The organism is Nocardia sp. NPDC058633 (assembly GCF_042717045.1).
Taxonomy (GTDB): Bacteria; Actinomycetota; Actinomycetes; order Mycobacteriales; family Mycobacteriaceae; genus Nocardia.
In genome coordinates this window covers 58,231-77,950 of sequence record NZ_JBHXRA010000010.1, presented here as the reverse complement: position 1 = coordinate 77,950, position 19,720 = coordinate 58,231, and the positions used below count along the sequence as shown (strand labels likewise).

Here is a 19,720-nt window from a genome sequence, read left to right as displayed (position 1 = left end):
GCCGACTACTACACGCGTTTGGAGCAGGGGCGTGAACGTAACCCCTCGGCCCAGGTGCTCGACGCGCTGTCCCGCGCGCTCGAACTCGACGCCGATCAGGAAATGCATCTGTACCGGCTGGCCCGGCTGGTGCCGGCCTCCCGCGGAGGTGGTGGCCGAGAACCGGTGACCCCCATGCTGTTACAGCTGATGGACACCTACGCCGCTACACCGGCGTTCGTGCTGAATCGGACGCTGGACATCCTGGCCATGAACCGTCTGGCCGAGGCGCTGTACTCTTCCTTCGCCGCTACGGACAACCTCGTACGCATGGTGTTCACCGACCCCGCGGGCCCGGAATTCTTCGTCGAATGGCATCGCGCGGCGCAGGCCACAGTCGCGTCCCTGCGTCTGGCGGTCGGCCACGACCCCCACGACGCCCGCCTGACCCGGTTGGTGGAAGAGATCTCCGCGGCGAGCCCGGCCTTCCACCAGCTCTGGGAACAAGGTCATGTGCGCGGCAAAACGGCGGAGGCCAAAGAACTGCTGCACCCCGATGTGGGCCGGCTCAGCTTGACCTTTCAGGCATTCGACGTGCGGGACAAACCCGGTCAGCAACTGGTGATCTATCAAGCCCAACCCGGATCACCCAGTGACCACGCCTTGAAGCTTCTGGAATCGCTGTCGGCGAATTACCGCGACCACGAGGACGCCGACCTCCCATAGGTAGCGCGTATCGGCCCACCATTCCAGTGGGTGCGCGGCCCTGCAGGCCGCCGCCGATCGGATCCGCACCGAGCTCGGTCACGTCGATCTGGTCTTCGCCAACGCCGGTATCCAGTTGATCTCCGAGATCGTGGACCTGAAGGTGGTGGACTGGGACACGCAGATCGACCTGAACATCAAGGGCGTGATGAACACGATTCAGGCCTTCGTCACCTCCCTCGTCGATCGCGGCGACCCGCGTCCTCGAGAAGTTCCAGGTCTATTCCGGCACCAAGGCCTACATCAGCCAGCTCACCCGTCTGCTGCGCACCGAACTCGGCCGAAAGAATGTCCGCGTCGCCACGATCAACCCGGCATGGTCGACACCGAACTGCCCGACCACGTCACCGACCCCGACGCCAGCACTTTGATGGCCGACCTCGGCCAGAACAGCACCGAACGACGAACGCACTCAACTGCCGAAAAGGCGCACTGTGTGTGGCTATCCGCCGATAGTCTGTGATGGGGTTCCGGCTTGGCTGAATGCACAGGGAGGAACGCCAGCATGACCGTCAATACCTACCCGGCGACCGCCGCACTTTCCGAGAGCATGTGGGTTCTCGAGGTGTATGGACTGCCCGAGGGGGTGCGGAGCGTGACTGAGGGCCACACTGTTCTGGAGGCGCGAGCGGTGGCCCGCGAGGATGTGGCGCGACTGCTCAAAGTCACCACCGACGCGATAGATATCTCTCTCTGGTGTGACGCCTGCCTGCTCGAACATGATGCCGCCGCAGTCAAGGCATACGGCGATGCTGAAGGCGTATTCTGCTCGCCCTGTTCAGGAGGACCACGTTGCGAGTGCTCGTTCTGCCAAGGATGAGAGTTCGCTGCGTGACGCTGGACCGCCTCCGACAACGCACTGAAATGCCGTGATGTGAGCGTTGGCGACCGTCCGAACCGGTTGGCCGACAGCGGGCCCAGTAGCTGGTTCAGTTCGTCATGTCATCGTGCCGCCGTCTCCGAGGCCCACCCAGTCGTAGGCGTCCTCGAGAGGTTTATCGAAGTTTCGAACGCCTGGCGCATCGGCCACTCCGCGCCGTGAAACGTCCGCTCATCCCGCGACCCGCGCGTCTCGGCCAACACCGGCGAGTGGAAGATCAATGGGCCGTGCGACCTCCGGCCGTTGGGTATGCGCGCTCTTGCCGATGAGCGAGTGTCGGTGCCGAATCGTAAGGTGGCGGGGCCGAGCCGAGGGGGCGGATGTCTATGACTGAGACCATCAGGGGGCTGACGGAAGAGGGCTGGCGGACCATCGCGTTCGTGGTGAGCTGCTCGTTGAACGATGCGATAGACCGGGCTGAGCTGCGCAAGTGGTGTGAGCACCTAATCATCACCACGGACGCTGGTCGAATGCCCAAACCGGATGGCGGACACTGCTTCTCAGCGGGCGCTGGACCCGCCGGTGGCGTAGTCGGCAACGACGTGCTGAGGTTGCAGGGGCCGCCAGGTCACCGGGACTTGGCGCATCAGTAGCGCACAGTCGAGTTCCGCGCTGCCCGGCGGGAACCGGTCCGGGTCGTCGAAGATCGTGGACCGCACCGATTGGACGTCGACGGGCTCGACCTGCCATGCGTCTGTTCGAAGCTCGAGCCCGTCCAGGCGTTGGCCGCCTCGGGTGGCCGAAAATCCGGCCGAGCCCTGCCTGAAGAACTCCGATGCCTGCGCTAGATCGGCGAACAATTCGCTGCCCTGGAATCGCTCGGTGGTCCGCACGTCCACACTCACGGAGATGGTTTCGTCGCGGGTGCGGTAGGCGACGTGGAGGTCCTGCGCTGTTTCGCGGACGTCGAACCGCGCAGCATTGTGCTCGCCGGGAAAGAGTCGACCACCGGCCAGGACATTGATCAGCGAGCCGCTGTCGCGACGTGCGATATATACACCGGTCGCGCGTCCCTGCGGGCCGTCCCATTCGACCGCGATGCGATGTGCCGCGTTCTCGGTACGCAGTCCGGCCCAGCCCGGTAGCGCACTGGGCCGGAACTGTCCGAGGCGGATCAGGCAGATGCCGGCGACCGCCCAGCCGTTGACCAATTGCGGTCGCATTGTCGGCGGCATCAGTGTTGCGGCGATCGCGGGGTCGACTCGGTAGTTCACAAGCAGGCGTCGTTCTATGACGCTGGACATTCGCGGTGGTCTCATCCGGGTTCCTCGTTCTTGGTGGTGCGGGCTCTGCGTTGCCTGACGATGACCTGTTCGGGGCAGATAACGCTCAGAAATCTGCCGACGCACAACGCCAGGCGCTCCTCGTTTAGCGAGTAGAAGATTCGATTGGCGTCTCGACGCTCCCGGACCAGCCCGGCGGCCTTGAGCACGCCCAGATGCCGGGAGATCGAGGGGCCACTGATCGGGAATCTCGCGGCGATGTCACCCGCGGTCAACTCGCCGGAGCGGAGGTCCTCCAAGATCTGGCGGCGCGTCGAATCGGCCAGTGCGAGGAATACTCCCGCTTCGTCGGCAGGGTCGATCTCGGTCATGTTCGCAATTTAGCACTCTAGCTAAGTAGCGAACAAGGGTCGCGACAGGCGGTGTCGACAAGATCACCCGTCATACCGCGGCCTGACGAGCGCGCGCTTCGTCGTCCTACGTGTCGGTGAGGAAGGCGCACTGATCTGCCGATTCAGTGCGGACTGCGGCGTGCGTGCCAGACGGATCATGGCGCTTCGAACGATGATCTTTCAAGGAAGTGATTCACCAGACTGTCAAATGATCGGAGAGGGCACCCTCGATATTGCCGCGATCTGCGCATCATCAACCGAACGGTGCGGCCCGGAAGCAGGCCAGAAAGACGCATTGTTGCGGAGGGCTTCGAACGACAGGTAGTAGGCGTGCCCGGCCGAATCAAGGAACGGCTCCTCGCCCGCCTCGAGTGTGCCCTCTTCTCGGGCCACCTCGTACCAGAAGTCGTAGTCGAGGCGGACAACGAACACTGGCATGAGAACGACGTCGGCATACAGCCACGAACCCGTAGCTACGATCTCCCGCCTGTTCATGACGCCCAGATGCTACGCAGGGGTTGAGAGACCCTCGCTTCGGTGCTTGGCCAACGTCCTGTATTGCCGCGACCCGCGCGACTCAGATGACCGCGGCACCAGCCGACAAACGCACTCAACCGCCGGTTTGCACTCGATCAGGAGATAGGCGAGAGACCCCGCATTTTCCCTTCTGCCTATGCTGGCCTCTTCGCCGTGTGCAGGGCTGCTCTTGCAAAGCATACGGTCGGTGTGGCAGAGGGAGGGGTTTTGGCGCATATCTGGGTGGTTGTGTGCTTGCCGCCGGAGGCGATCGACGGCGTGGAGTCTGCCCTCACTCGAGCACTCGCTCCGTTCGAGATGTACGAACAGCCCCCTGAGCGAGGTATGTGGGACACATGGCGGATTCGGGGCGGTGGTGAAAGAGCCGGGTTCTATGTACGACCGGGCTATGAGGATGATCCCCGGTTGATCCACGACACCCCCAACTACGCAGGCGAGGTGTTGCCCACCAACCGCGGCGAGTGCGCCGGCGGGCCAAAGGCATTGCTGGACCTTGCAAGGCAAACTCTCGAATGGTTCGACGTGCTCACTCTCGACGGTTGGTGGGTGGAGGACAGTGGTGGCGGCTGGCACAGAGACGATGACGAGCACACGTCCGACGAAGTCAGGCCTGGGTGCCCGATTCCTCCTGGCGGCAACAAGAACTACCTCGCGACGCTCCCCGAAGACACGGTGCTTGTACGGGTTTATTGCCACGGTTGACAACGCACTCTCTTGCTGTCTATCGCGCGAAGTGGTGGGTCATGAACGAACTGTTCTGCCCCACCGGCGACCGAGTCGGCATCCGCTGGAAATCGACATCTCGCACACCACACCCATTGGGGCGCAACCCGTGTGCGATATCGACGGGTTGGAGGATCATTGGTCTATGGCTGATCAGACTCAAGCAGACGGCATGTACCCCCACCCGGACGACCTGACCAAGATGTACCGAATCATCGACGGTAAGCGCCACGATTTCCAGTGCGGGCCGAACACCTACTATCACCCGGAACTTGAGGCCTGCGTCCACGCTTGGCAAATGCCGGAGGGCCTCAGGGATCAACTCCCGCCCGGGGCGCTCGCTGATCCCGAGTCCTGACCTGCCCGGAACAGCCCTTTCCGACCGCCGACACCATCACCTCTCGGGCGAGGTCCGGCGGTCAGGACCGGCATTGCGCAAGGGCTCACCGACCGCGCTGTCGTGGTTCGCTTATCGGAGGCCAGTCGGACGTCCGCTCATGCCGCTGAGCGCGCATCCCCTGTGACCACCACTGGCCCAGTTCCGTTCTATTGCTTACACCGGGCCTTGGTTCCATCGGCATTCTCCGACATCACTCATTGTGATTTCGTCGTCGGGGTTCCGATCGACATCAACGGCTCACCGAGAACGTCGAATGGTGGCACCGCTGTAGCGGGCAGAGGGTGCTGTTCTGGTCGTCCAGCTCCCACACCGCCAATGCCCGCTACCGGGGTTTTCCGCCGAACCCGGCGGATGTATCCCGTAACGCGGGTGGGTGGGGGGTCAACGTGTTCCTAGTGGGCCGCCGACTGGACTGCTAGGTGAATTCCGGGTCAGTCCGTTCTGTGCTGCACTACACCTGGCGGGTACTGCGAGGAATGCCTGGCTCGATGTGGGCTCGGGGGTTTGGCGGACGCGATCGACGAGCTGATGGTGGCGATCGTCGGACCGGCCGAGCGAAGGTGGAGTGGTGACGTCGACATGCTCGGCGAGCAGTTGGTGGTGCGGCTGATTCGACCTGTGGACTTGGGTGTCTTGCTCGTCGAGGTGGTCGAAACTCACGAGCACGGCGACGCAACCTTGGATGCCGCCCTACGTCCGGTCCGCGCCTCGGGAGTGAAAGTGCACCGTCAAGTTCTCTCCGGTGGAGGGGCATTGACGCGTTTCGAGGTGTCGATTCCTGGTTTGGTGAGGCGCTGATGTGGGAGTTGACTTTCCCTGTCACGCCTTTTGAAGGCGACGGTATCTTCGGCGACGGAGGCGCCGTTGTAGTCGTCGATAAGGGTGACAACAACTTTGCGCGCCATAGCTATACGTCCTGTTCGTTGTGTACGAGGAATTGCGTGCGCGTCGCCCGAACCGGTTGAGCGCGGTCGTCGGCAATCGTATTGCTGTTCGGCTTGACGAGAGGTTCGGCGTGTGCCGGGCATTCCCGGGGCCCGTCAGCGCCTCGATCTGCGCTCGTGTCGACACCGCTTGGCATTGGCATTGTGCTCAGCAGTTCGCGCGGACGAAGAGCCTTCGCGTCTCGCCGCCGCTGTCATGGATGACTACGTACCGCCGAGGTTCCTTGTCGTCTTTCGCCGAATGTTCGTTGACGGCGTTGTTCGCCAGCGCATCGACCATGCCTGTCGCGTCCCAGTACGACTTCCACGACGATGGAACACCCGGGGCGAACGGGGCGAAGCCGGAGCGCTGTTTGAACTCGTCGACCGAGCTACGGGGTATGTCAACCACCGCTACAGAGGTCCATGTATTGAAGCCGCCGTCGCGGTCGAACCAGACTGTGTTCGATCCCTCCGGGAAGATGACACCTGAGCACTCGGACATATTGCGCAGGCCTTCTGCTTCCTGTGAGCACCCGCTCAAGGCGATCGTGGTGGCGCAGACGGATACGCAGAGCCCGAGGACTCGGGTGATGGCGTGCCTCACAGCTTTCCGATCCATCGTAGTAGCCTTGTCGCTTCACCTCGGGAACGAAAGCTGCGCGCCCATCCAGCCTCCTCGAGCTGGCGCATCTCGTTGTTGATATCGGTCCCGATATTGAGGCTGAGCGCTTCTCTCTGCAGCTTGTCGAAGTTGTAGAAGTCGTAGACGTAGACCTTGTAGATGATCTCTGCCTGCAGGCCGCCATCCACCTCGGTGACGGTGGTGTCGCTTCCGACTGCCACGTCGTAGTGACCGAGCGCGTAGAACAGGTCACCCTCTGTCTCCTCCGCGCCCAGCCATTGCGACGTCAGCTCGCGGGTGACGCCGATCTGGGGGTCCTGGCGGGCTTGCTCCCTGATCTCGTCGAGGCCCTCGGCGATCTTCTGCCTTGCACTGCTGCTGGCGATAGTTCTCTCGAATTGCGCTGAGCTGATCTCATTTTCGAAGCCGGAATCATTGTTGCCCAGAAATATGCTCAGGAGATCTTCGGCGAAGTCGTAGCCCATCACGTCGAACCAGGACTGGACCGCTGCCGCGTCGACGCTGTTGGCAGCGGCTTCTGCCTTGTCCAGAGCGCCGGTCTTCGAGCCGAATACGGCCCGGTCGGCGGGCAGTGGGCGGTCAGGCGGGCGATGCAATGCTGCTCTCCCACCACACGTTGTTCCCGAACCCGTACCGGGACGCACCAAAATCGACGACCACTTTGTCGGGCACCTCGTATTCATTCGCGGAGAAGGTAGGAAGTGTGCGCCCCGGCGTGTAATCGAGCGCTTGGGTCAACTTTCCGATCATGGACGTGATCGCGTCTCGTCGCGCGTCAGCCGCCGATCTCAACGCATCGACCGCCGAGACGATCTGAGACTTGTTGGAATCGCTCATCGGTCGGTCGATGAGTTGGGCCCACGCTCCGAGCGGCAGGGTGAAGCCGAGGAAACTCATCGACTGGGACAGCCCGCTGCTCCAGCCCATCGCCTGGTTGTACACCAGGCGATGCAGGCAAGCGCCACCGTTGGTGAGGATCTGCGCTACGACATCCAAGTCGGAACTTCGCATGGAGATGGCCTGTCCGAGGGCACTCGCGCTTGTCGCGAAGGACTCCGCGGTGTTTCCGGACCAGCTGCCTTGCAGCCACCGGAGGCCGCTCGATAGGTTCTCCGACGCCACGAAGTCGTTGATGCCGAGCTGTCGAATCCGGCTCCCCAGTGTCTCCAACGTTTCCCAGTCCGAGGCCAGCGGCACGAGGTACTCGGCTGCTGGCTTGATTCCGATCGCCCGGCTCAGTGGTTCGTCGAAGTGGGTGATCAGCTCGATCGCTGAATCGACCACCTTGCGGACAGTGAACTGGCCGTCCTCGATCGCTGGGAGCGTCGGCAACTGCAGACCCGCGAATCGGGTGACTCCGCCCGCTCCGCCGGACGACCCGCTGATCGCTAGATCGTTCGTCGTGCTCGTGGAGATGGTCGAGATCGCTTGTGCGGAAGCGTCGTCGGTTCCTTTGAACTGGCGTGAAGCACTGGAAAGGCTGGTGCCATACGAAGAGATGTTGGTCAGATCCTGTTGGTATGACGTGGTCAACGTGCTCTGAAGGTTCTCGAACGACGATGTCAGTGAGGCGAGCAGCCCGGACGTTCCGCTGGGCAGCGATACTTCCGACAGCAAGCGCGATGCGTTGGACGAGAAGTTGGTTCCCAGGTCTTGCAGGTCCAACCCGAATCCATCGAGACTGGCCACCTGCACGGTGAAGTCGTTCATACGTTCCCCCTCGGCGCAACGGTAGCAGTGTAGCGATGCCGATAGTCGGATGATCGATGCGCGCTAGGCGGCGACCACTCGCCGAACATGTTGTTGCGGAGAGCATCCGCGTGGTGAGACCGCCATCATTCGACGAGCGGGACTCGCCCTCGAGCAGCATTGCTCGGATTCGTAGTCGTTCTCAACAGGCGATTCCGTAGATGACCTCGTGCTGGTCGAAATCGTCGAGGTGGATTCGGATCTCGTGGGTGGAGAGGCGGGTGTCGTCGTCGGTGGACACGAGACGGCAGGAGGATGGCAGCAGGTCTCCCAGGTGCCGCCCTTTGCACGGGGGAACAAGATTCGCGGAGTCCAGATTATCGGCAAGGCAGTTCCGGCCGGACGTCCTGTGTAGCCATTCCGTATGGCTGACGTCGTGAGCGTCGGCGGATGAAGCCGCATCGCCCGAGGCGCTGAGAGTATGTCGCGGTGGCACCGTCGATCACGGCGAACATCGGGATGTGAGCCGTCGCCACGAATCACTGTGGCGGCCGCGCCAAGCACTTCCCATCGGCACCTACGGCACGATCAAATCCACCCGGCAGCGCAACGGCAGCTGGCGAGCAACGACGCGCTACCGCGATGAGGACGGCATCAGCCGGCCCGTCGACCGCTTCGGTGCCACCAAGGGCCAAGCGCAGAACGCACTCCGCCGCGCACTGGCTGAACGTACGAACTCGCGCGGCAAGCTCATCACCCGCGACACAACGCTGACCGAACTTGCTGACCTGTGGCTCGCCGAGAAGGCCGTCTAGGACGGCATCACGCCCCAGTCGCTCGACCTCTACCGTCGCGAGATCGACGTCTCGACCGACAAACGGGCCGAACCCGACGCGATCAAGATCAAATCCGCGTTGGGCGGGCTACGTGTCCGGAAAGCCTCGACATCGCGACTTGATGCCCACATCAAGCGCATCGCGCTCGACGGTCATCGGGAGAAGGCGCGGCGCCAGCGCTTCATCCTCTCGGAACATGGCTGTCCGTCACGACGCGATCGACCGAAACCCCGTCCGCGAGGTGGCAGACCTGCCCCGCAAACACACCAAACCGCGCGCCGCCGATATCGAGGTTCTCTACGAGTTGCGCCAGCACCTCGACGAGTGGGTCAACGGCGCCCCACTCGACGGGTCGCCCGGATACACCTACGGCCCCAAACGCAATCGACGAGCCCTCGATGTCGCCGATGTCGAACTCGGGACCGGCCCGCGTCCAGGAGAAGCATTGGCGTTGATTTGGTCCGATGTCGACCTCGAGGCCACACCACCGCGGATCAACTTCTCAGGCACCATCGTTCGCATCAAGCGCAAAGGCTTGATCCGTCAGCCGCGAACGAAATCCGACTCGGGTTATCGCACCGTGTTGATCCCGCCGTTCGTCGTCGAGACCCTGCGCCGGGTGCAAGCCGAAGCCACTCCCGACGACCTGGATCTGGTCTTCCCGAACCGCGACGGCGGTATCTGGGACCCGAACAACTTCAACCGTCTCTGGAAACAGGCGAGGGGAGACAAGGTCGCCTGGATCACCGCCAAGACCTTCCGCAAGACCGTCGCCACGATGATCGCAACCGAGCACAGTCCCGAGGATGCGGCCCGCCAACTCGGCCACGCGGGCGATGCGGTGACCCGCCGCCGCTACATCGATCAACCGACGCAGGCACCCGACTTCACCGCCACGTTAAAGCGACTGAAACGGTAAAAGATGTTGTTTTCGTGTAGTGAGGGCCAATAATAGTCAAAAACCAGGGTCAAACGATGACGTTTGCCCTGGTAGATGCTCCCCTATCTGGACACGAACCAGAAACATGCCGCTCTAAATGCTTTGTGTCCCAACGATTTTCACTGTTGCTCAAAACAGCCTATCATCTGCAGATTTGGCGTTCGAGGGGTTCCCGCTGGATCCCGCTCGGTCTCATTGATTCCCGATGAATCCGTGTCGTTTTCGTGTTGCAGTTCGAGTCCTGACAGCCCAGGTGATCGCGGGCGGGCTGCACTCCATCGCCGTACTAAGGGACGCAACCTGTCGGCTACACGTTCAACAGTTCCGTCGTCGGCTTTGCGTACGATCGTGACTGACTTCGTCGCCAGCTCGGCGTCGCGACCGACCAACCGAGGAGAGATCATCGATGTCCTGGCGGGACACCACACCCCAACCGGTCCAAGACGATATGGACGACCTGCTTGACGCTGCGCTGATCCTGGCCGAGGAGCAGCTGACCCAGCGTGGCGAGTTCTATCCCTTCAGCATGGCGATCGATGTCTCCGGCGATAGGAAACTCTTCGGGGCGGGGACCGGGGACGCTCGGCGTGCCAAGGAGATGAGTTTCGGCGCGCTCAGAGCGATGCGAACCGACATCCGGGCCGCTGCGGTCGCGGTCGACGTCTCTTTGCCGGAAACCGGCACGAGCGGGATCGAGGTGCATATCGAACATTCCAACGGCCCGGCGATCGGCGTGCTCAAGCCCTACACGATCTCCAACGGCGCAGTCACCGCCGAACCGTTGGAGGGCTTCACCGCCCAACATCTGATCTGGTGAAGCCTCCCAGCGGAGGAAGGGTCAGCCCTCGTCGTAGCGGATGATGCGCTCCGCATTGCGCCGATGCCAAGGAAACTTCGAGGTCAGGAACGGCTCGACCAGATCACGCACGCCTTGAGCTCGCATCTTTGACAGCGCATCGAGAGCATGCCCCTGCACGGTCTCATCGTCGAGTTGGGCGGCAGCGACCGCGGCCGCATCGGGATGTTTCGACTTGCCGAGCCAATCAACCACCATCTGCCGATCAGCCCCGAATCGGCGGTCCGCAGCGATGGCGGCGAGTTGCTCGAAGTACTCCTTGCCGGCCGGAATCTTGTAGAGGGCGTTGCCCGCCGCCCACCGCACGCGCGCGCTTGCCGCCTTGGCGTGGTCGAACTGGCTGATCAGCGCCGGGATCGCCGCGGTCTTGCGCGATTCCTTGCGGTTCAGTGCATTCGTCAAGCTCAGCCGCGCCATGTCGCGGCCGTCAGTTTCAAGGCCCGGCCACCGGTCTTCGAGTTCGGTGAGCCACTGAGTGATCACCACAATGACCGCCGGCGAGTTCTGCAGGCGGCTGCCGATTTCCGGGATCGTGTCGGCATATCCGCCTGCCCGGCGATACTCGTCGAGTAAACGGGTCGCAGCTTCGTCGTCAGCGGCGGTCAACTTCGGAAGTCCATCGTCGTGTGTTTGATCTTGCCCTGGTTCACGAGATCTTGTAGCTCCTGGGTGAGGCGGGTTTTGTGGTCGGTGATCAGGACGAACTGATACCCATTGGCCTGGCAATACGCCATGTCATCTTTGAGCTGCTTATCGTAACTCTGGTACTGAACATTCTTGACCTCGGTGAGGCGTTTATTGGTGTGGTCGAGGTCGTCCGGTATGGCATTGCGCCGACCGGTCACCGAAGGGATCGCTTCCTTCGTTTTGTTGGTATCGATGCCGGCTCGCGCTTCGGCCTTCGCCCCCTCGAGCTTGTTCCGGCGCGCGGTCGCTGGTCTCGTCGGTGCTGGGGGATTCTTCAACTGTTTGTTGAGAATAGGCGTGAACTTGGTGTTCACCGCGCTGACTACCGTCGCAGACACTGCGGTGAACGTCCCGCACGACACGCGTTGTGCATCGGCGAGACCATCGAGCATTCCCTGAATCTTGTTGCGAGAGTGCTCAATCTCCACTTTGGCTGCGTCCAGGATCAGCTTCTTGATAGGTCGTCCGATAGTTGCGGCGTTGACGGTATTGATTGCCTGAGTCACAGTTTGAAGTTGCATCTCCCATTCCGCGCCTTCCTGCGCGGCTCGTAGAACGACGGCGTACCCATCGACCGCACCGGCCTGCTGACGGAGTGCATCGCCGAGGATCTCCAACCCGTCAACCACGGATTTGTGGGCTTCGTCGATGTCGGGAATTTCCTCGCTGGTCGAGCAGGCGAGGGTCTTCATCGCCGGATTCAGATCAGTGTCGAGCGTGCTGTAGACCGAAGCAACGGTCTGCCAGCTCGTCGCTACCGATTGCATCCGGTCGGCGTTGCCATCGATCCACTTCGTGGTGCCCATGACGATTTCCCACCCGACCGGTTTCGGCCGGGTGCCGCCTGATGGGGATTTCAGTGGCTTATGTATAAATGTCTTCGCTCCCGGATCGGCGGAGGGTAGCTGCTTGCCGGTGTTGTAGTCCTCGGCGTTTTCGGATTGGTCGTGGTTGACACCGCTCTGGCGGATCAGTGCTGCCATCTTCGCGAGGACGTCGGTAGCTTTGCCTGCGGTGACGACGGCTTCGATGCCTGAGGTCCAGTAGCCTTGCGCCCACAACGCACCGCTGTTGTCGTTGCCACTGATATTCGTCGCGTCACGGAGTTCTTGGTCCATGTTCGTCAACGCGGTTGTCGCCGACCGGCTCGCGAGACTGTAGGCGCCGGACAGTTCGTAGAACGCTTCCGGGTTGACGTCGAGTTCCGCCACACCCGATCAGCTCCGCCACATCGCCACGTTGGCAGCGATCGCCTCGGTGTAGTTGCTATGCGCTGCCTGCGCTGACTGCCGCATGTCCTCGATTCCGTCACGAATTTCCTTCGCAGCGGCCATGAGTCGACTATGAGCGGCCTGTTGGGCGGAGGCGGCGTCACCTTCCCACCCGGTCTGCAGTTTGCTGATCGCGGTATCGAAGGCTGTGATCTGCTCGTCGAAGAACCCCCCGAACCCCGTCATCCTCGCCACGATCGAGTCCAGTAGGTCGAGGTTGACGCTATGAGACATCCGGCAGATCCAATGACGAGGCCACCGATTCGATCGCTGCGGCGTTGACGCCATCTTGACCGAGGTAGGCCTCCGAGCTGGCATCCAACGCAACGGTCGTGTCGCGGATGGCATCGAGCAGCTCCGACAGCCCCTCCCGCACGTTGGAGAATCCGGCAGCGAATTGTTCGCCTTGGCTGCCCTTCCATGTATCCGTCAGCTGGGTGACGTCTCGGTCCAGCGACCCGAACCCACCGGACAGACCGTCGAGCAAACCTCGTATCGCCTTGGCTGCAGCGACGAGCTCGTCAGGCGCGGCCACGAACTTCTCGGGTGTTGTCATTCGATCCCCCTCGATGATGCTGGCCAAACATAGCGCATCATCCGCAGCGAGGCGGCAATGGCAATGGACTTCCAATGGGCACGCGTAACGCTGAACTGGCCCCTCACCTGGTCAGATGCGATTCGTAGTTCCCGCAATGACGTAGTGCGGCGACTGAATCCGTCACAACATCGTTGGTCCACGCCATCGCTTGCCGGGACCGTCGGGGCTCGACAGTGGGCGAATCGTGCTCTCGACCAAGGAATTCGGCGCTCGCGAGATACCGAACGAGCTGTAAGTACCGAGATCGGTTGCTGCTCATATCATCCCGGTCCGCAGACGACAGCCGAGGTGAGATTGTCGGCTCATAGCAGCGTGAGCGATTTGACTTTTCACACCACGGTGCGAATTGACTGAGCGGCGTTCCTCCAGGCTGCCGTTCGTCAACGCTTCTTGGGCTTTGTGGGCTTGTGCCGCTTCGTCGTCGTAGCACGGTGCGGCCTGCCTGGCATGAGTCCGTGATTACCTACCTCGTCAAGCTCTGGCTGAAATCAGCGGCAATGCCGGAAGGTCGCGGGGGAGTATGCCTGCGATTTTTTGCGTCATCAATACTGTTGGGGTGCAGCAGCTTCCGCGTGAAAGAGCTGCGGTCGATCATGAGGGTGCCTCGCCTCGGTGCGGCAGAGTGATATAGGACCTGGTACACAGGTTCGGCGTGGGCGGGAGGAACATCGTGGACCAAGCTAGAGACATTCGACGCGGGGTCACGGTAGATGCAACTGAACTTGCGTATACCCGTGCGACCGGGCCGTTCCTGTGCATCGGATGCAAAGCTTCGATGATTCCGGTCGCAGTGGGTTCGACGAAGGTCATGCCACACTTTCGCGTACAACTCAACCACGAACCCACCTGCAACGTGGCTGGCCGCCCCGCTCCGATCGCGCCAGCAGATTCCTTGGAGGACGCTCAGACCGAACGCCTCGGCGGGGTCGCCATCGCCTACAAGCTGATCCGGCCGACGGTTCACGAAGAAGTTGATCCCGACTCGGACTCCGAACCTCGGCAGCGATCGACCCGCTCGACCTCCAGCTCATCGGATTCCGAAACCAGCCCCGGCTACCGGGAGACCGCCGCCTCGACAATCCGCCCGTTCTGCCGGACCTACATCGAGCACCCGAACCTCCGTGCGCGCCTCCGGATCTCGATCCCTGAGATCGAGGTGGACTACTACCAGTTCGCCTTCAAGAGGCTGGAACACGACAAGATCGTGGCACATCCACACCGCCGAATCTTCTACGCACAGGTGGCGTGGAGCATCGATCCGAAATTCACTACCGATACCGCGGAGATCGCCCTATACGCCGGCGAGCGCGATCCCGAGCGACCCGCGCGAGTTCTCCGCGGATACCGGGTTGTGGTCGATTGGTCGAGCTGGAATCTGACCACACGATCAGCCCTCCAGCGGGAAATCGATGCCGCCCGCGCCACCGCTCGACAGCGTGCAGGGACAGCCGCGAAGACGTGGCTGTTCTTTCTCGGTACGCAGGATCCGTTCGAGGATGCAAACCTGTGGGTCGATCACCATAGCGACTATGTATTCCTCTCCGCCGACATCACCTATCCGAAACCAGCGAAGATTGTCCAACGTCCCGGACGACGTCGGCCCGGCCCCTCTCCACGACGTCGCCGACCTCGCTGAAACCGATCCGGGGTTAAGTGCCTCTCACGGCAGTTAGGAGCCGACCGAACTCCACAGAATTCTCGACGCGAAACCACCTGAAGCCTGAGCCGCCCAAACGTCGAGCGCCACGGACGGTTCTTGCCGGTGCTGAGAGCGGCAACGCGCAATCCAAAACGTGTTGATTTTGTGTCGCCCTTCGCGGCAGACCTCGCATCGTTGGCGATTCCGCAGGTCAGAGATATTTTTCAAGCGTTGTCAGACTCGACCTCGAAACTGAGCGGTAGACGAGTCGAGTCGCACAGAAGGCCAGGTGAGAGCTCTTTACTCTTAGTTCAACATAAAAAAAGAGATTCCAACGAATACGGATAACCGTAGGTCAGAACCTCTTTTTCACTGCTCCCCCATCTGGACTCGAACCAAAAACCTGCCGGTCCAAATACCTTGAGGCCCAAAACGTTTCAACGTATCCCAAAACGACCCATCGCCTGCGCGAGTTAACATTCAAGGAGTTCCCGCTGAACCCCACTCGGGGCCCGTTGATTCCCGTTGAATCCGTGTCGTTTCCGTGTTGTGGGTCAAGTCGGGGGTAGCGCCGCTGCAACCGCCGGGGGCACCTTCCGCCGCCCCTGCGTGTCAGGGTGAGGTGAATCCACCGGCACTCAGCAAATGTGGGCCGACGCCGGGGCGCGCTCGGACCTACGTCTCCACACTCGCGTTGCGCAGAGGCTGTTCTGCGGGGAAGTGCTCGAAGCGCTGGGGCATGATGCCGGCGGCGTGCAGGATCGTGGCGCAACCCATCGACCCGCCGATGCAGTCGACGGGACCTTCGGCATCGACCTCGTCGAGCGCTGCCAGCTGATCACCAGCCAGAGCGGGCCAAGGTGTAGTCCGCTGCCTGCGGCCAGCCGGTCGATCGACCGTGACCGCATGCGTCGTACCGGCACCACGATGTGGACCGTCGGAGTGACCTCATCGAGGGGCGACCTAACGAGAAGGCCGAATCACCGACCGCAATGCCTGACCAGTCACACAAAAACTTGCCGACTGACTCAAAGGTGTTCGCCATCAACGTCAATCTTTGGTAATACGTTCAGCTTCCTCAGTACCCGCTGATAATCATCTATATAAAACATATTCATATTGTCTTTTGGGTCCCCAAACAATGCCAGCAGCTCGGCCAAGGCATCACGTTCGGCCGGGCTGACCAAAACTTTGCGCTTCACAAGGGTGGCACACAGATTGTCGACCAATAAGGTCCACTCGCCGACGTCGCTGAAAGATCGGTAGTCAGCCAGCACTTCGGGCTCAAGTCGATCCGCGAACCGTTCAAGAAGTTCCCGGGAGTCATTGCTCAGCTTCGCGAATCTGGCCAATTGTTCCGGAGTGAACTGTCGCCTCTTGCGCTTAGCGCTGGGCCTATCATCAGAATCCATCTGTGTCACCTAACTCTCATTTGATCGGGACGCCATTTGCGTCGTTCCTATAGACGCCGGGACCGCTTACCGGATGGCCCGTCACAATGTTACCGGATGAGTCCACGATGGCCGTAATTTGAACACCATCCCGCGTGCCGGTGACTTTCCAAGTTCCATGATCCTGGAGCACCGGAGGTTGATCGGGATTCTTAGCGACGTCCTGGATGCTGTTGATGATGTGGTCATCGGTCCATAGCGGGATGTCTGGGAATTCAGTCTTACCTGGCATTCCGGTGCCGGGAGCGTGCCCACCGGTTCCATCGTCGCCGCCGTCAAGGATATGAATCCTCCGGAGCTGGGATATAGAAATACTGGTGGGAACAGGCCCCGATACCAAACTCCATTGGGCTCCGAGGCCATTGGCGGGTTTAGATGCAGGGGCATTATTCTTGAGTTCTTTAATGCGCTGAAGATTTGTCCGCGCTGGTCCGAGGTCTCGGGTTTTCTTGACCCCGGACGCAATACCTTTAGTGTCGGTCCATTCGACGACAATGCCGCCGATGCCATCGGCCAAACTCTTGGCCCTGTCGCCGGTCAATGCCGCTGCTGCATCTGGCCTTCCCAGCAGAATCAGGCCGGCGGCTCCCACTTCACATACAACCGTAACACCGGCGTCCCTGGCAGCATCTTCTACCGCTTTGGTGATTCTATCCCGAAGTTCTATCAATGCGGCACGGTGGTCGCGGCACGATCCGGCGAGTTCACCGCAGGCGTGTTGAAGGTCAACCGCGGCGCTGTGTAGTTGTTTCAAGTCCCCCGAAACGGCGGTAATGTCGTCGGACTTCTGGCCGTCGAACGTGCTGGGTAGCTTTTGCAACTTATCGATAGTAGCGACTATTACGTCGCCGGTAGCCATTGTTTCCCACACGGTACGTGCCAGATCGAGCCTATCAATATTGCCGTCAGGAACTGAAACCCCGAGCTTTTCTATCACCCCGATCCCAAGTTTGTCGACCAATCCCTGCCCCGGACCACCTGCGGAAGGTGGCGATATCTGCGCGACACCCTCGAGCACCGGGAGCGCCTTCGGCGGGTCATCATTATCGGGGTTTTTGTCCGCGAGGGCATGAACATAACCCAGGCCGGTGACAATCCCACTGTAGTTCGCCAATGCATTTACCAAATCGGCAGCGAATGCGGTTAGTTCGCTGGCTCGGCCATCATATGACCGTGACCAATCACTGGCCGCCGCAAAGCTGCCACCCATGGTCTTGCATTCACTCAGCCCGCCCATTGCGAGGGTGAAATAGGAATCGAACGCACCTGCGGCATTAATGCAATCAGTGCCAGCATCGTAGAACGTCTTTGGAGTAACTATAATTTCTTTTTCGGAGGGCGCCACTAGGTTATCGCAATCCCAATGTTCGTAAGTTCGTTTCAATCGCGTCGATATAGCTGGCGTGCGCGTCCGCGGATGCATCACGCATCGCCGCTACCCCCTCGGCGACCTCACCTGCAGCCGTCATCCACTGCGTGAACGCTTCATTCTGCGCGGTAGCCGCATCACCAGACCAAGTCTGATGCAGGGCAGTCATTCGCAGCTGTAAACCCTGCAACGTATCAGCGAGGAAGCCTGAAAACCCCCGCATCCGCGCCGTAATCTGTTCCAGCTCATCAAGATTAACCCGATAGCCATCCATGTGCTCGCCCTCCCGACTGGTTACAGACCATACCCATACACCGCGTTTCGACGCTCAGGGAAGATCCAACGAACTGGTCTGCTGTGCGTTGTCAGTGTCAGTGGTGACGTAGGTAGCGCTTGTCACGCCCAATAGTTCCGCCATCTTCGCCAGTGACGCAAGCACTTTCATAGCCCCCCGCTTTGTTTCATCCCACCCCTCCCGATACGAATCCGCCCGGCCACCCTGCCACGACTCCAACGCCCGTTCCACATCCGTATCCAACGAGTGCAAACCAGTCACCAACGTCTCTGACACCGTCTGAACGAACTTCCCCGCATCGGAAACCTCCGTCGGAACCACCCAAAGCTCCGACCCTCCATCATCGGCCGTCATGGAATCCGAACCCCTCCTTGTACTACGGCCGTAAGCTGAAGAGCCACAGCATGTTCCGCTGCGCTGGACCGGTGACCGGATCAACTTTCGGAGTTGTGAAGATGACCGAAACTATCACGGCCACCTCAGTTGCCAGAGTGGACGAGTCGCCGTCGAGGCCAGGGGCTGTCCTGGGACAGCACTGCCCCGAACTACCCGGTTTCGATACCCGGCCGATGGAAGGAACTGGAGCGATCCGTTCACGGTCGATCCCTGCGAGGGCTCGAGTCGGTTGTTCATGATTGACCAGCCTGAGCGCCGCTCCCGGCGGCTGACCAGGCGAGAGCGGCTCGGTGTCCGCCCAGGGCGGAAGGTAGAGCCGTTCGTTCGGAAGTCTCGGAAGTCCTGGGCAGTTCCGCAAATCGACTGTGACGGAACATGTTCGGTGGTAAGCAACGTCGCAACAGAAGACCGGTACGACAGGGACCGCGTCGGCCAGTGCCAGCGTTGTTGTCGCTATGCCACTTATCGTCGTCGCCGGTGTCGTGGCATTGGTGGCCTTCGTGCTGCTCGGTATCGCCGCCGCCGTGGCTGGACGCTGGAGCGTCTATGTAGACACGCTGTCCGCATTGCGGGCGACGTTGTCGGCGACGAGGCAGGTGCACTATCCGACGCCACCCGCGCAGCGTGAGCAGGTGCCGTCCGCCGCGCCGAGTTGCTCGCCGACCGTGACGCGCTACTCCAGCGGCGCGACGTTCGGCGCGCATTGGTTGATCTTGACGAGCTGTAGCGTGGCGATGGCCGATTAGTCGTCATATAGGCCAGGAGGCACGCCGAGCGTTGTTTCCCCCCACCTACGCATCTGTTCGGCGAGCGGGATCTCTTCGCCGTTCGGTAAGCACACCATCCATCCCACGATGGTGTGGCCTCGGACGAACTCTCCCGGGTCGGGACGCGTAACCCACTTACCGACTAGGACTACTTCCTCGACGTCACCGTTTCGCGGTCCATAGACACTCGCCGGGGCGGTTCGATTGGCAGATATTCGGTATGGGTCATGGCTGCCAGTATGCGAGTCATGCGAACCAAGAGACGTGAGCGACACCGCCCCTGAAACGAACAAGGACGCAGACCGGGAAACCCGATTTGCGTCCATTGCGTCATGCGGAGAGAATGAGGCTAGCGGGAACCCGCGCTGACCTGCACAAACAATGCTCCCCCATCTGGACTCGAACCAGAAACCTGCCGATTAACAGTCGGCTGCTCTGCCAATTGAGCTATAGGGGAT

The 19,720-nt window shown here is 61.2% G+C and carries 24 protein-coding genes, 1 tRNA gene and 1 pseudogene; 11 read left to right on the top strand and 15 right to left on the bottom strand.

All coding sequences use genetic code 11. The features are described 5' to 3' along the window. The first annotated feature begins 54 nt into the window (after positions 1-54). The 3 genes and pseudogenes from ACFWUR_RS15090 to ACFWUR_RS15080 all read left to right on the top strand — a co-directional run bounded on the left by ACFWUR_RS15090 (position 55) and on the right by ACFWUR_RS15080 (position 1,564). Positions 55-705, top strand: a complete 651-nt coding sequence (locus tag ACFWUR_RS15090) for a transcriptional regulator (protein WP_378907042.1) — start codon at positions 55-57, stop codon at positions 703-705. 40 nt (positions 706-745) lie between these two features. Continuing rightward, positions 746-1,115 (top strand): annotated as a pseudogene (locus ACFWUR_RS15085) (SDR family oxidoreductase). A gap of 134 nt (positions 1,116-1,249) precedes the next feature. After that, entirely contained in the window at positions 1,250-1,564 is a 315-nt protein-coding gene (locus tag ACFWUR_RS15080) for a hypothetical protein (RefSeq protein WP_378907040.1), read from the top strand. Between the two features lie 560 nt (positions 1,565-2,124). Here ACFWUR_RS15080 and ACFWUR_RS15075 read toward each other — a convergent pair. From ACFWUR_RS15075 to ACFWUR_RS15065, 3 genes are all read right to left on the bottom strand, one after another. Beyond that, positions 2,125-2,868, bottom strand: a complete 744-nt coding sequence (locus ACFWUR_RS15075; RefSeq protein WP_378907038.1) for a DUF2071 domain-containing protein — start codon at positions 2,866-2,868, stop codon at positions 2,125-2,127. Between the two features lie 11 nt (positions 2,869-2,879). Continuing rightward, positions 2,880-3,218 (bottom strand): metalloregulator ArsR/SmtB family transcription factor, encoded by a 339-nt coding sequence (locus ACFWUR_RS15070; RefSeq protein ID WP_378907036.1) that lies wholly within the window; start codon positions 3,216-3,218, stop codon positions 2,880-2,882. A 225-nt stretch (positions 3,219-3,443) separates the two neighbouring features. Further along, the gene (locus ACFWUR_RS15065) at positions 3,444-3,734 is read right to left on the bottom strand and encodes a hypothetical protein (protein WP_378907034.1); all 291 of its coding nucleotides are present in this window, start codon (positions 3,732-3,734) and stop codon (positions 3,444-3,446) included. A 249-nt stretch (positions 3,735-3,983) separates the two neighbouring features. On the opposite strand from ACFWUR_RS15065, the gene ACFWUR_RS15060 reads away from it, so the two are divergent. From ACFWUR_RS15060 to ACFWUR_RS15050, 3 genes are all read left to right on the top strand, one after another. Then, a complete protein-coding gene (locus tag ACFWUR_RS15060; RefSeq protein ID WP_378907032.1) occupies positions 3,984-4,478 on the top strand; it encodes a hypothetical protein in 495 nt (164 codons plus the stop codon). Between the two features lie 166 nt (positions 4,479-4,644). Further along, on the top strand, positions 4,645-4,857 hold the full coding sequence (locus ACFWUR_RS15055; RefSeq protein ID WP_378907030.1) for a chitin binding peritrophin-A domain-containing protein: 213 nt from the start codon (positions 4,645-4,647) through the stop codon (positions 4,855-4,857). Positions 4,858-5,403: 546 nt separating this feature from the next. After that, complete coding sequence (locus ACFWUR_RS15050) at positions 5,404-5,697, top strand: hypothetical protein (protein ID WP_378907028.1); 294 nt, start codon at positions 5,404-5,406, stop codon at positions 5,695-5,697. A 294-nt stretch (positions 5,698-5,991) separates the two neighbouring features. Here ACFWUR_RS15050 and ACFWUR_RS15045 read toward each other — a convergent pair whose 3' ends face one another. From ACFWUR_RS15045 to ACFWUR_RS15035, 3 genes are read right to left on the bottom strand one after another with little or no spacing between them, the layout of a single operon-like run. Next, a complete protein-coding gene (locus tag ACFWUR_RS15045; RefSeq protein WP_364582456.1) occupies positions 5,992-6,429 on the bottom strand; it encodes a hypothetical protein in 438 nt (145 codons plus the stop codon). Beyond that, positions 6,426-7,064 (bottom strand): hypothetical protein, encoded by a 639-nt coding sequence (locus tag ACFWUR_RS15040; RefSeq protein WP_378907026.1) that lies wholly within the window; start codon positions 7,062-7,064, stop codon positions 6,426-6,428. Before ACFWUR_RS15040 ends, ACFWUR_RS15045 begins: the two co-directional genes overlap by 4 nt. Next, positions 7,048-8,178, bottom strand: coding sequence for a hypothetical protein (locus tag ACFWUR_RS15035; protein ID WP_378907024.1), 1,131 nt, complete (start codon positions 8,176-8,178; stop codon positions 7,048-7,050). Before ACFWUR_RS15035 ends, ACFWUR_RS15040 begins: the two co-directional genes overlap by 17 nt. A 500-nt stretch (positions 8,179-8,678) precedes the next feature. Here ACFWUR_RS15035 and ACFWUR_RS15030 point away from each other — a divergent pair, with 500 nt between their 5' ends. The 3 genes from ACFWUR_RS15030 (at position 8,679) to ACFWUR_RS15020 (ending at position 10,750) form a co-directional block, all read left to right on the top strand. Then, positions 8,679-8,972 (top strand): hypothetical protein, encoded by a 294-nt coding sequence (locus tag ACFWUR_RS15030; RefSeq protein ID WP_378907022.1) that lies wholly within the window; start codon positions 8,679-8,681, stop codon positions 8,970-8,972. Positions 8,973-9,189: 217 nt separating this feature from the next. Then, entirely contained in the window at positions 9,190-9,912 is a 723-nt protein-coding gene (locus ACFWUR_RS15025) for a tyrosine-type recombinase/integrase (RefSeq protein ID WP_378907020.1), read from the top strand. A gap of 427 nt (positions 9,913-10,339) precedes the next feature. Continuing rightward, on the top strand, positions 10,340-10,750 hold the full coding sequence (locus ACFWUR_RS15020) for a hypothetical protein (RefSeq protein WP_378907018.1): 411 nt from the start codon (positions 10,340-10,342) through the stop codon (positions 10,748-10,750). Positions 10,751-10,771: 21 nt separating this feature from the next. Here ACFWUR_RS15020 and ACFWUR_RS15015 read toward each other — a convergent pair whose 3' ends face one another. Genes ACFWUR_RS15015 through ACFWUR_RS15000 form a run of 4 tightly spaced genes read right to left on the bottom strand, consistent with a single transcriptional unit; the run spans position 10,772 to position 13,303 of the window. Continuing rightward, a complete protein-coding gene (locus ACFWUR_RS15015) occupies positions 10,772-11,395 on the bottom strand; it encodes a HEAT repeat domain-containing protein (protein WP_378907016.1) in 624 nt (207 codons plus the stop codon). Beyond that, the gene (locus tag ACFWUR_RS15010) at positions 11,392-12,687 is read right to left on the bottom strand and encodes a putative toxin (RefSeq protein WP_378907014.1); all 1,296 of its coding nucleotides are present in this window, start codon (positions 12,685-12,687) and stop codon (positions 11,392-11,394) included. Before ACFWUR_RS15010 ends, ACFWUR_RS15015 begins: the two co-directional genes overlap by 4 nt. A 6-nt stretch (positions 12,688-12,693) precedes the next feature. Continuing rightward, on the bottom strand, positions 12,694-12,981 hold the full coding sequence (locus tag ACFWUR_RS15005) for a WXG100 family type VII secretion target (protein WP_378907012.1): 288 nt from the start codon (positions 12,979-12,981) through the stop codon (positions 12,694-12,696). Continuing rightward, positions 12,971-13,303 carry a WXG100 family type VII secretion target gene (locus ACFWUR_RS15000; protein WP_378907010.1) on the bottom strand — a complete coding sequence of 111 codons (333 nt, stop codon included), beginning with the start codon at positions 13,301-13,303 and terminating at the stop codon, positions 12,971-12,973. The genes ACFWUR_RS15005 and ACFWUR_RS15000 overlap by 11 nt, the downstream gene beginning before the upstream one ends. Before the next feature lie 817 nt (positions 13,304-14,120). Here ACFWUR_RS15000 and ACFWUR_RS14995 point away from each other — a divergent pair. Then, a complete protein-coding gene (locus tag ACFWUR_RS14995; RefSeq protein ID WP_378907008.1) occupies positions 14,121-14,981 on the top strand; it encodes a hypothetical protein in 861 nt (286 codons plus the stop codon). A gap of 1,031 nt (positions 14,982-16,012) precedes the next feature. On the opposite strand, the gene ACFWUR_RS14990 is transcribed toward ACFWUR_RS14995, so the two are convergent. The 4 genes from ACFWUR_RS14990 to ACFWUR_RS14975 are packed head-to-tail and all read right to left on the bottom strand — an operon-like array spanning position 16,013 to position 18,453. After that, positions 16,013-16,396 carry a MafI family immunity protein gene (locus ACFWUR_RS14990; RefSeq protein WP_378907006.1) on the bottom strand — a complete coding sequence of 128 codons (384 nt, stop codon included), beginning with the start codon at positions 16,394-16,396 and terminating at the stop codon, positions 16,013-16,015. A gap of 16 nt (positions 16,397-16,412) precedes the next feature. After that, a complete protein-coding gene (locus tag ACFWUR_RS14985) occupies positions 16,413-17,780 on the bottom strand; it encodes an EndoU domain-containing protein (protein ID WP_378907004.1) in 1,368 nt (455 codons plus the stop codon). A 4-nt stretch (positions 17,781-17,784) separates the two neighbouring features. Further along, positions 17,785-18,078: a WXG100 family type VII secretion target gene (locus ACFWUR_RS14980; protein WP_378907003.1), complete on the bottom strand. Its 294-nt coding sequence runs from the start codon at positions 18,076-18,078 to the stop codon at positions 17,785-17,787. 54 nt (positions 18,079-18,132) lie between these two features. Next, positions 18,133-18,453 (bottom strand): WXG100 family type VII secretion target, encoded by a 321-nt coding sequence (locus tag ACFWUR_RS14975; RefSeq protein ID WP_378907001.1) that lies wholly within the window; start codon positions 18,451-18,453, stop codon positions 18,133-18,135. Positions 18,454-18,950: 497 nt separating this feature from the next. On the opposite strand from ACFWUR_RS14975, the gene ACFWUR_RS14970 reads away from it, so the two are divergent. Further along, a complete protein-coding gene (locus ACFWUR_RS14970) occupies positions 18,951-19,241 on the top strand; it encodes a hypothetical protein (RefSeq protein WP_378906999.1) in 291 nt (96 codons plus the stop codon). Between the two features lie 405 nt (positions 19,242-19,646). Here the strand turns inward: ACFWUR_RS14970 and ACFWUR_RS14965 are convergent. Next, a tRNA-Asn gene (locus ACFWUR_RS14965) sits at positions 19,647-19,719 on the bottom strand. Position 19,720: the final 1 nt, after the last annotated feature.

What these genes read in the sequence shown, in the direction of transcription:
- ACFWUR_RS14995 (WP_378907008.1), top strand. Translation starts at nt 14,121, where the DNA reads ATGATTCCGGTCGCAGTGGGTTCGACGAAGGTCATGCCACACTTTCGC.
- ACFWUR_RS14980 (WP_378907003.1), bottom strand. Translation starts at nt 18,078, where the DNA reads ATGGATGGCTATCGGGTTAATCTTGATGAGCTGGAACAGATTACGGCG.
- ACFWUR_RS14970 (WP_378906999.1), top strand. Translation starts at nt 18,951, where the DNA reads ATGCCACTTATCGTCGTCGCCGGTGTCGTGGCATTGGTGGCCTTCGTG.
- ACFWUR_RS15035 (WP_378907024.1), bottom strand. Translation starts at nt 8,178, where the DNA reads ATGAACGACTTCACCGTGCAGGTGGCCAGTCTCGATGGATTCGGGTTG.
- ACFWUR_RS15075 (WP_378907038.1), bottom strand. Translation starts at nt 2,868, where the DNA reads ATGTCCAGCGTCATAGAACGACGCCTGCTTGTGAACTACCGAGTCGAC.
- ACFWUR_RS15065 (WP_378907034.1), bottom strand. Translation starts at nt 3,734, where the DNA reads ATGAACAGGCGGGAGATCGTAGCTACGGGTTCGTGGCTGTATGCCGAC.
- ACFWUR_RS15055 (WP_378907030.1), top strand. Translation starts at nt 4,645, where the DNA reads ATGGCTGATCAGACTCAAGCAGACGGCATGTACCCCCACCCGGACGAC.
- ACFWUR_RS14975 (WP_378907001.1), bottom strand. Translation starts at nt 18,453, where the DNA reads ATGACGGCCGATGATGGAGGGTCGGAGCTTTGGGTGGTTCCGACGGAG.
- ACFWUR_RS15000 (WP_378907010.1), bottom strand. Translation starts at nt 13,303, where the DNA reads ATGACAACACCCGAGAAGTTCGTGGCCGCGCCTGACGAGCTCGTCGCT.
- ACFWUR_RS15025 (WP_378907020.1), top strand. Translation starts at nt 9,190, where the DNA reads ATGGCTGTCCGTCACGACGCGATCGACCGAAACCCCGTCCGCGAGGTG.
- ACFWUR_RS15020 (WP_378907018.1), top strand. Translation starts at nt 10,340, where the DNA reads ATGTCCTGGCGGGACACCACACCCCAACCGGTCCAAGACGATATGGAC.
- ACFWUR_RS15070 (WP_378907036.1), bottom strand. Translation starts at nt 3,218, where the DNA reads ATGACCGAGATCGACCCTGCCGACGAAGCGGGAGTATTCCTCGCACTG.
- ACFWUR_RS14990 (WP_378907006.1), bottom strand. Translation starts at nt 16,396, where the DNA reads ATGGATTCTGATGATAGGCCCAGCGCTAAGCGCAAGAGGCGACAGTTC.
- ACFWUR_RS15005 (WP_378907012.1), bottom strand. Translation starts at nt 12,981, where the DNA reads ATGTCTCATAGCGTCAACCTCGACCTACTGGACTCGATCGTGGCGAGG.
- ACFWUR_RS15080 (WP_378907040.1), top strand. Translation starts at nt 1,250, where the DNA reads ATGACCGTCAATACCTACCCGGCGACCGCCGCACTTTCCGAGAGCATG.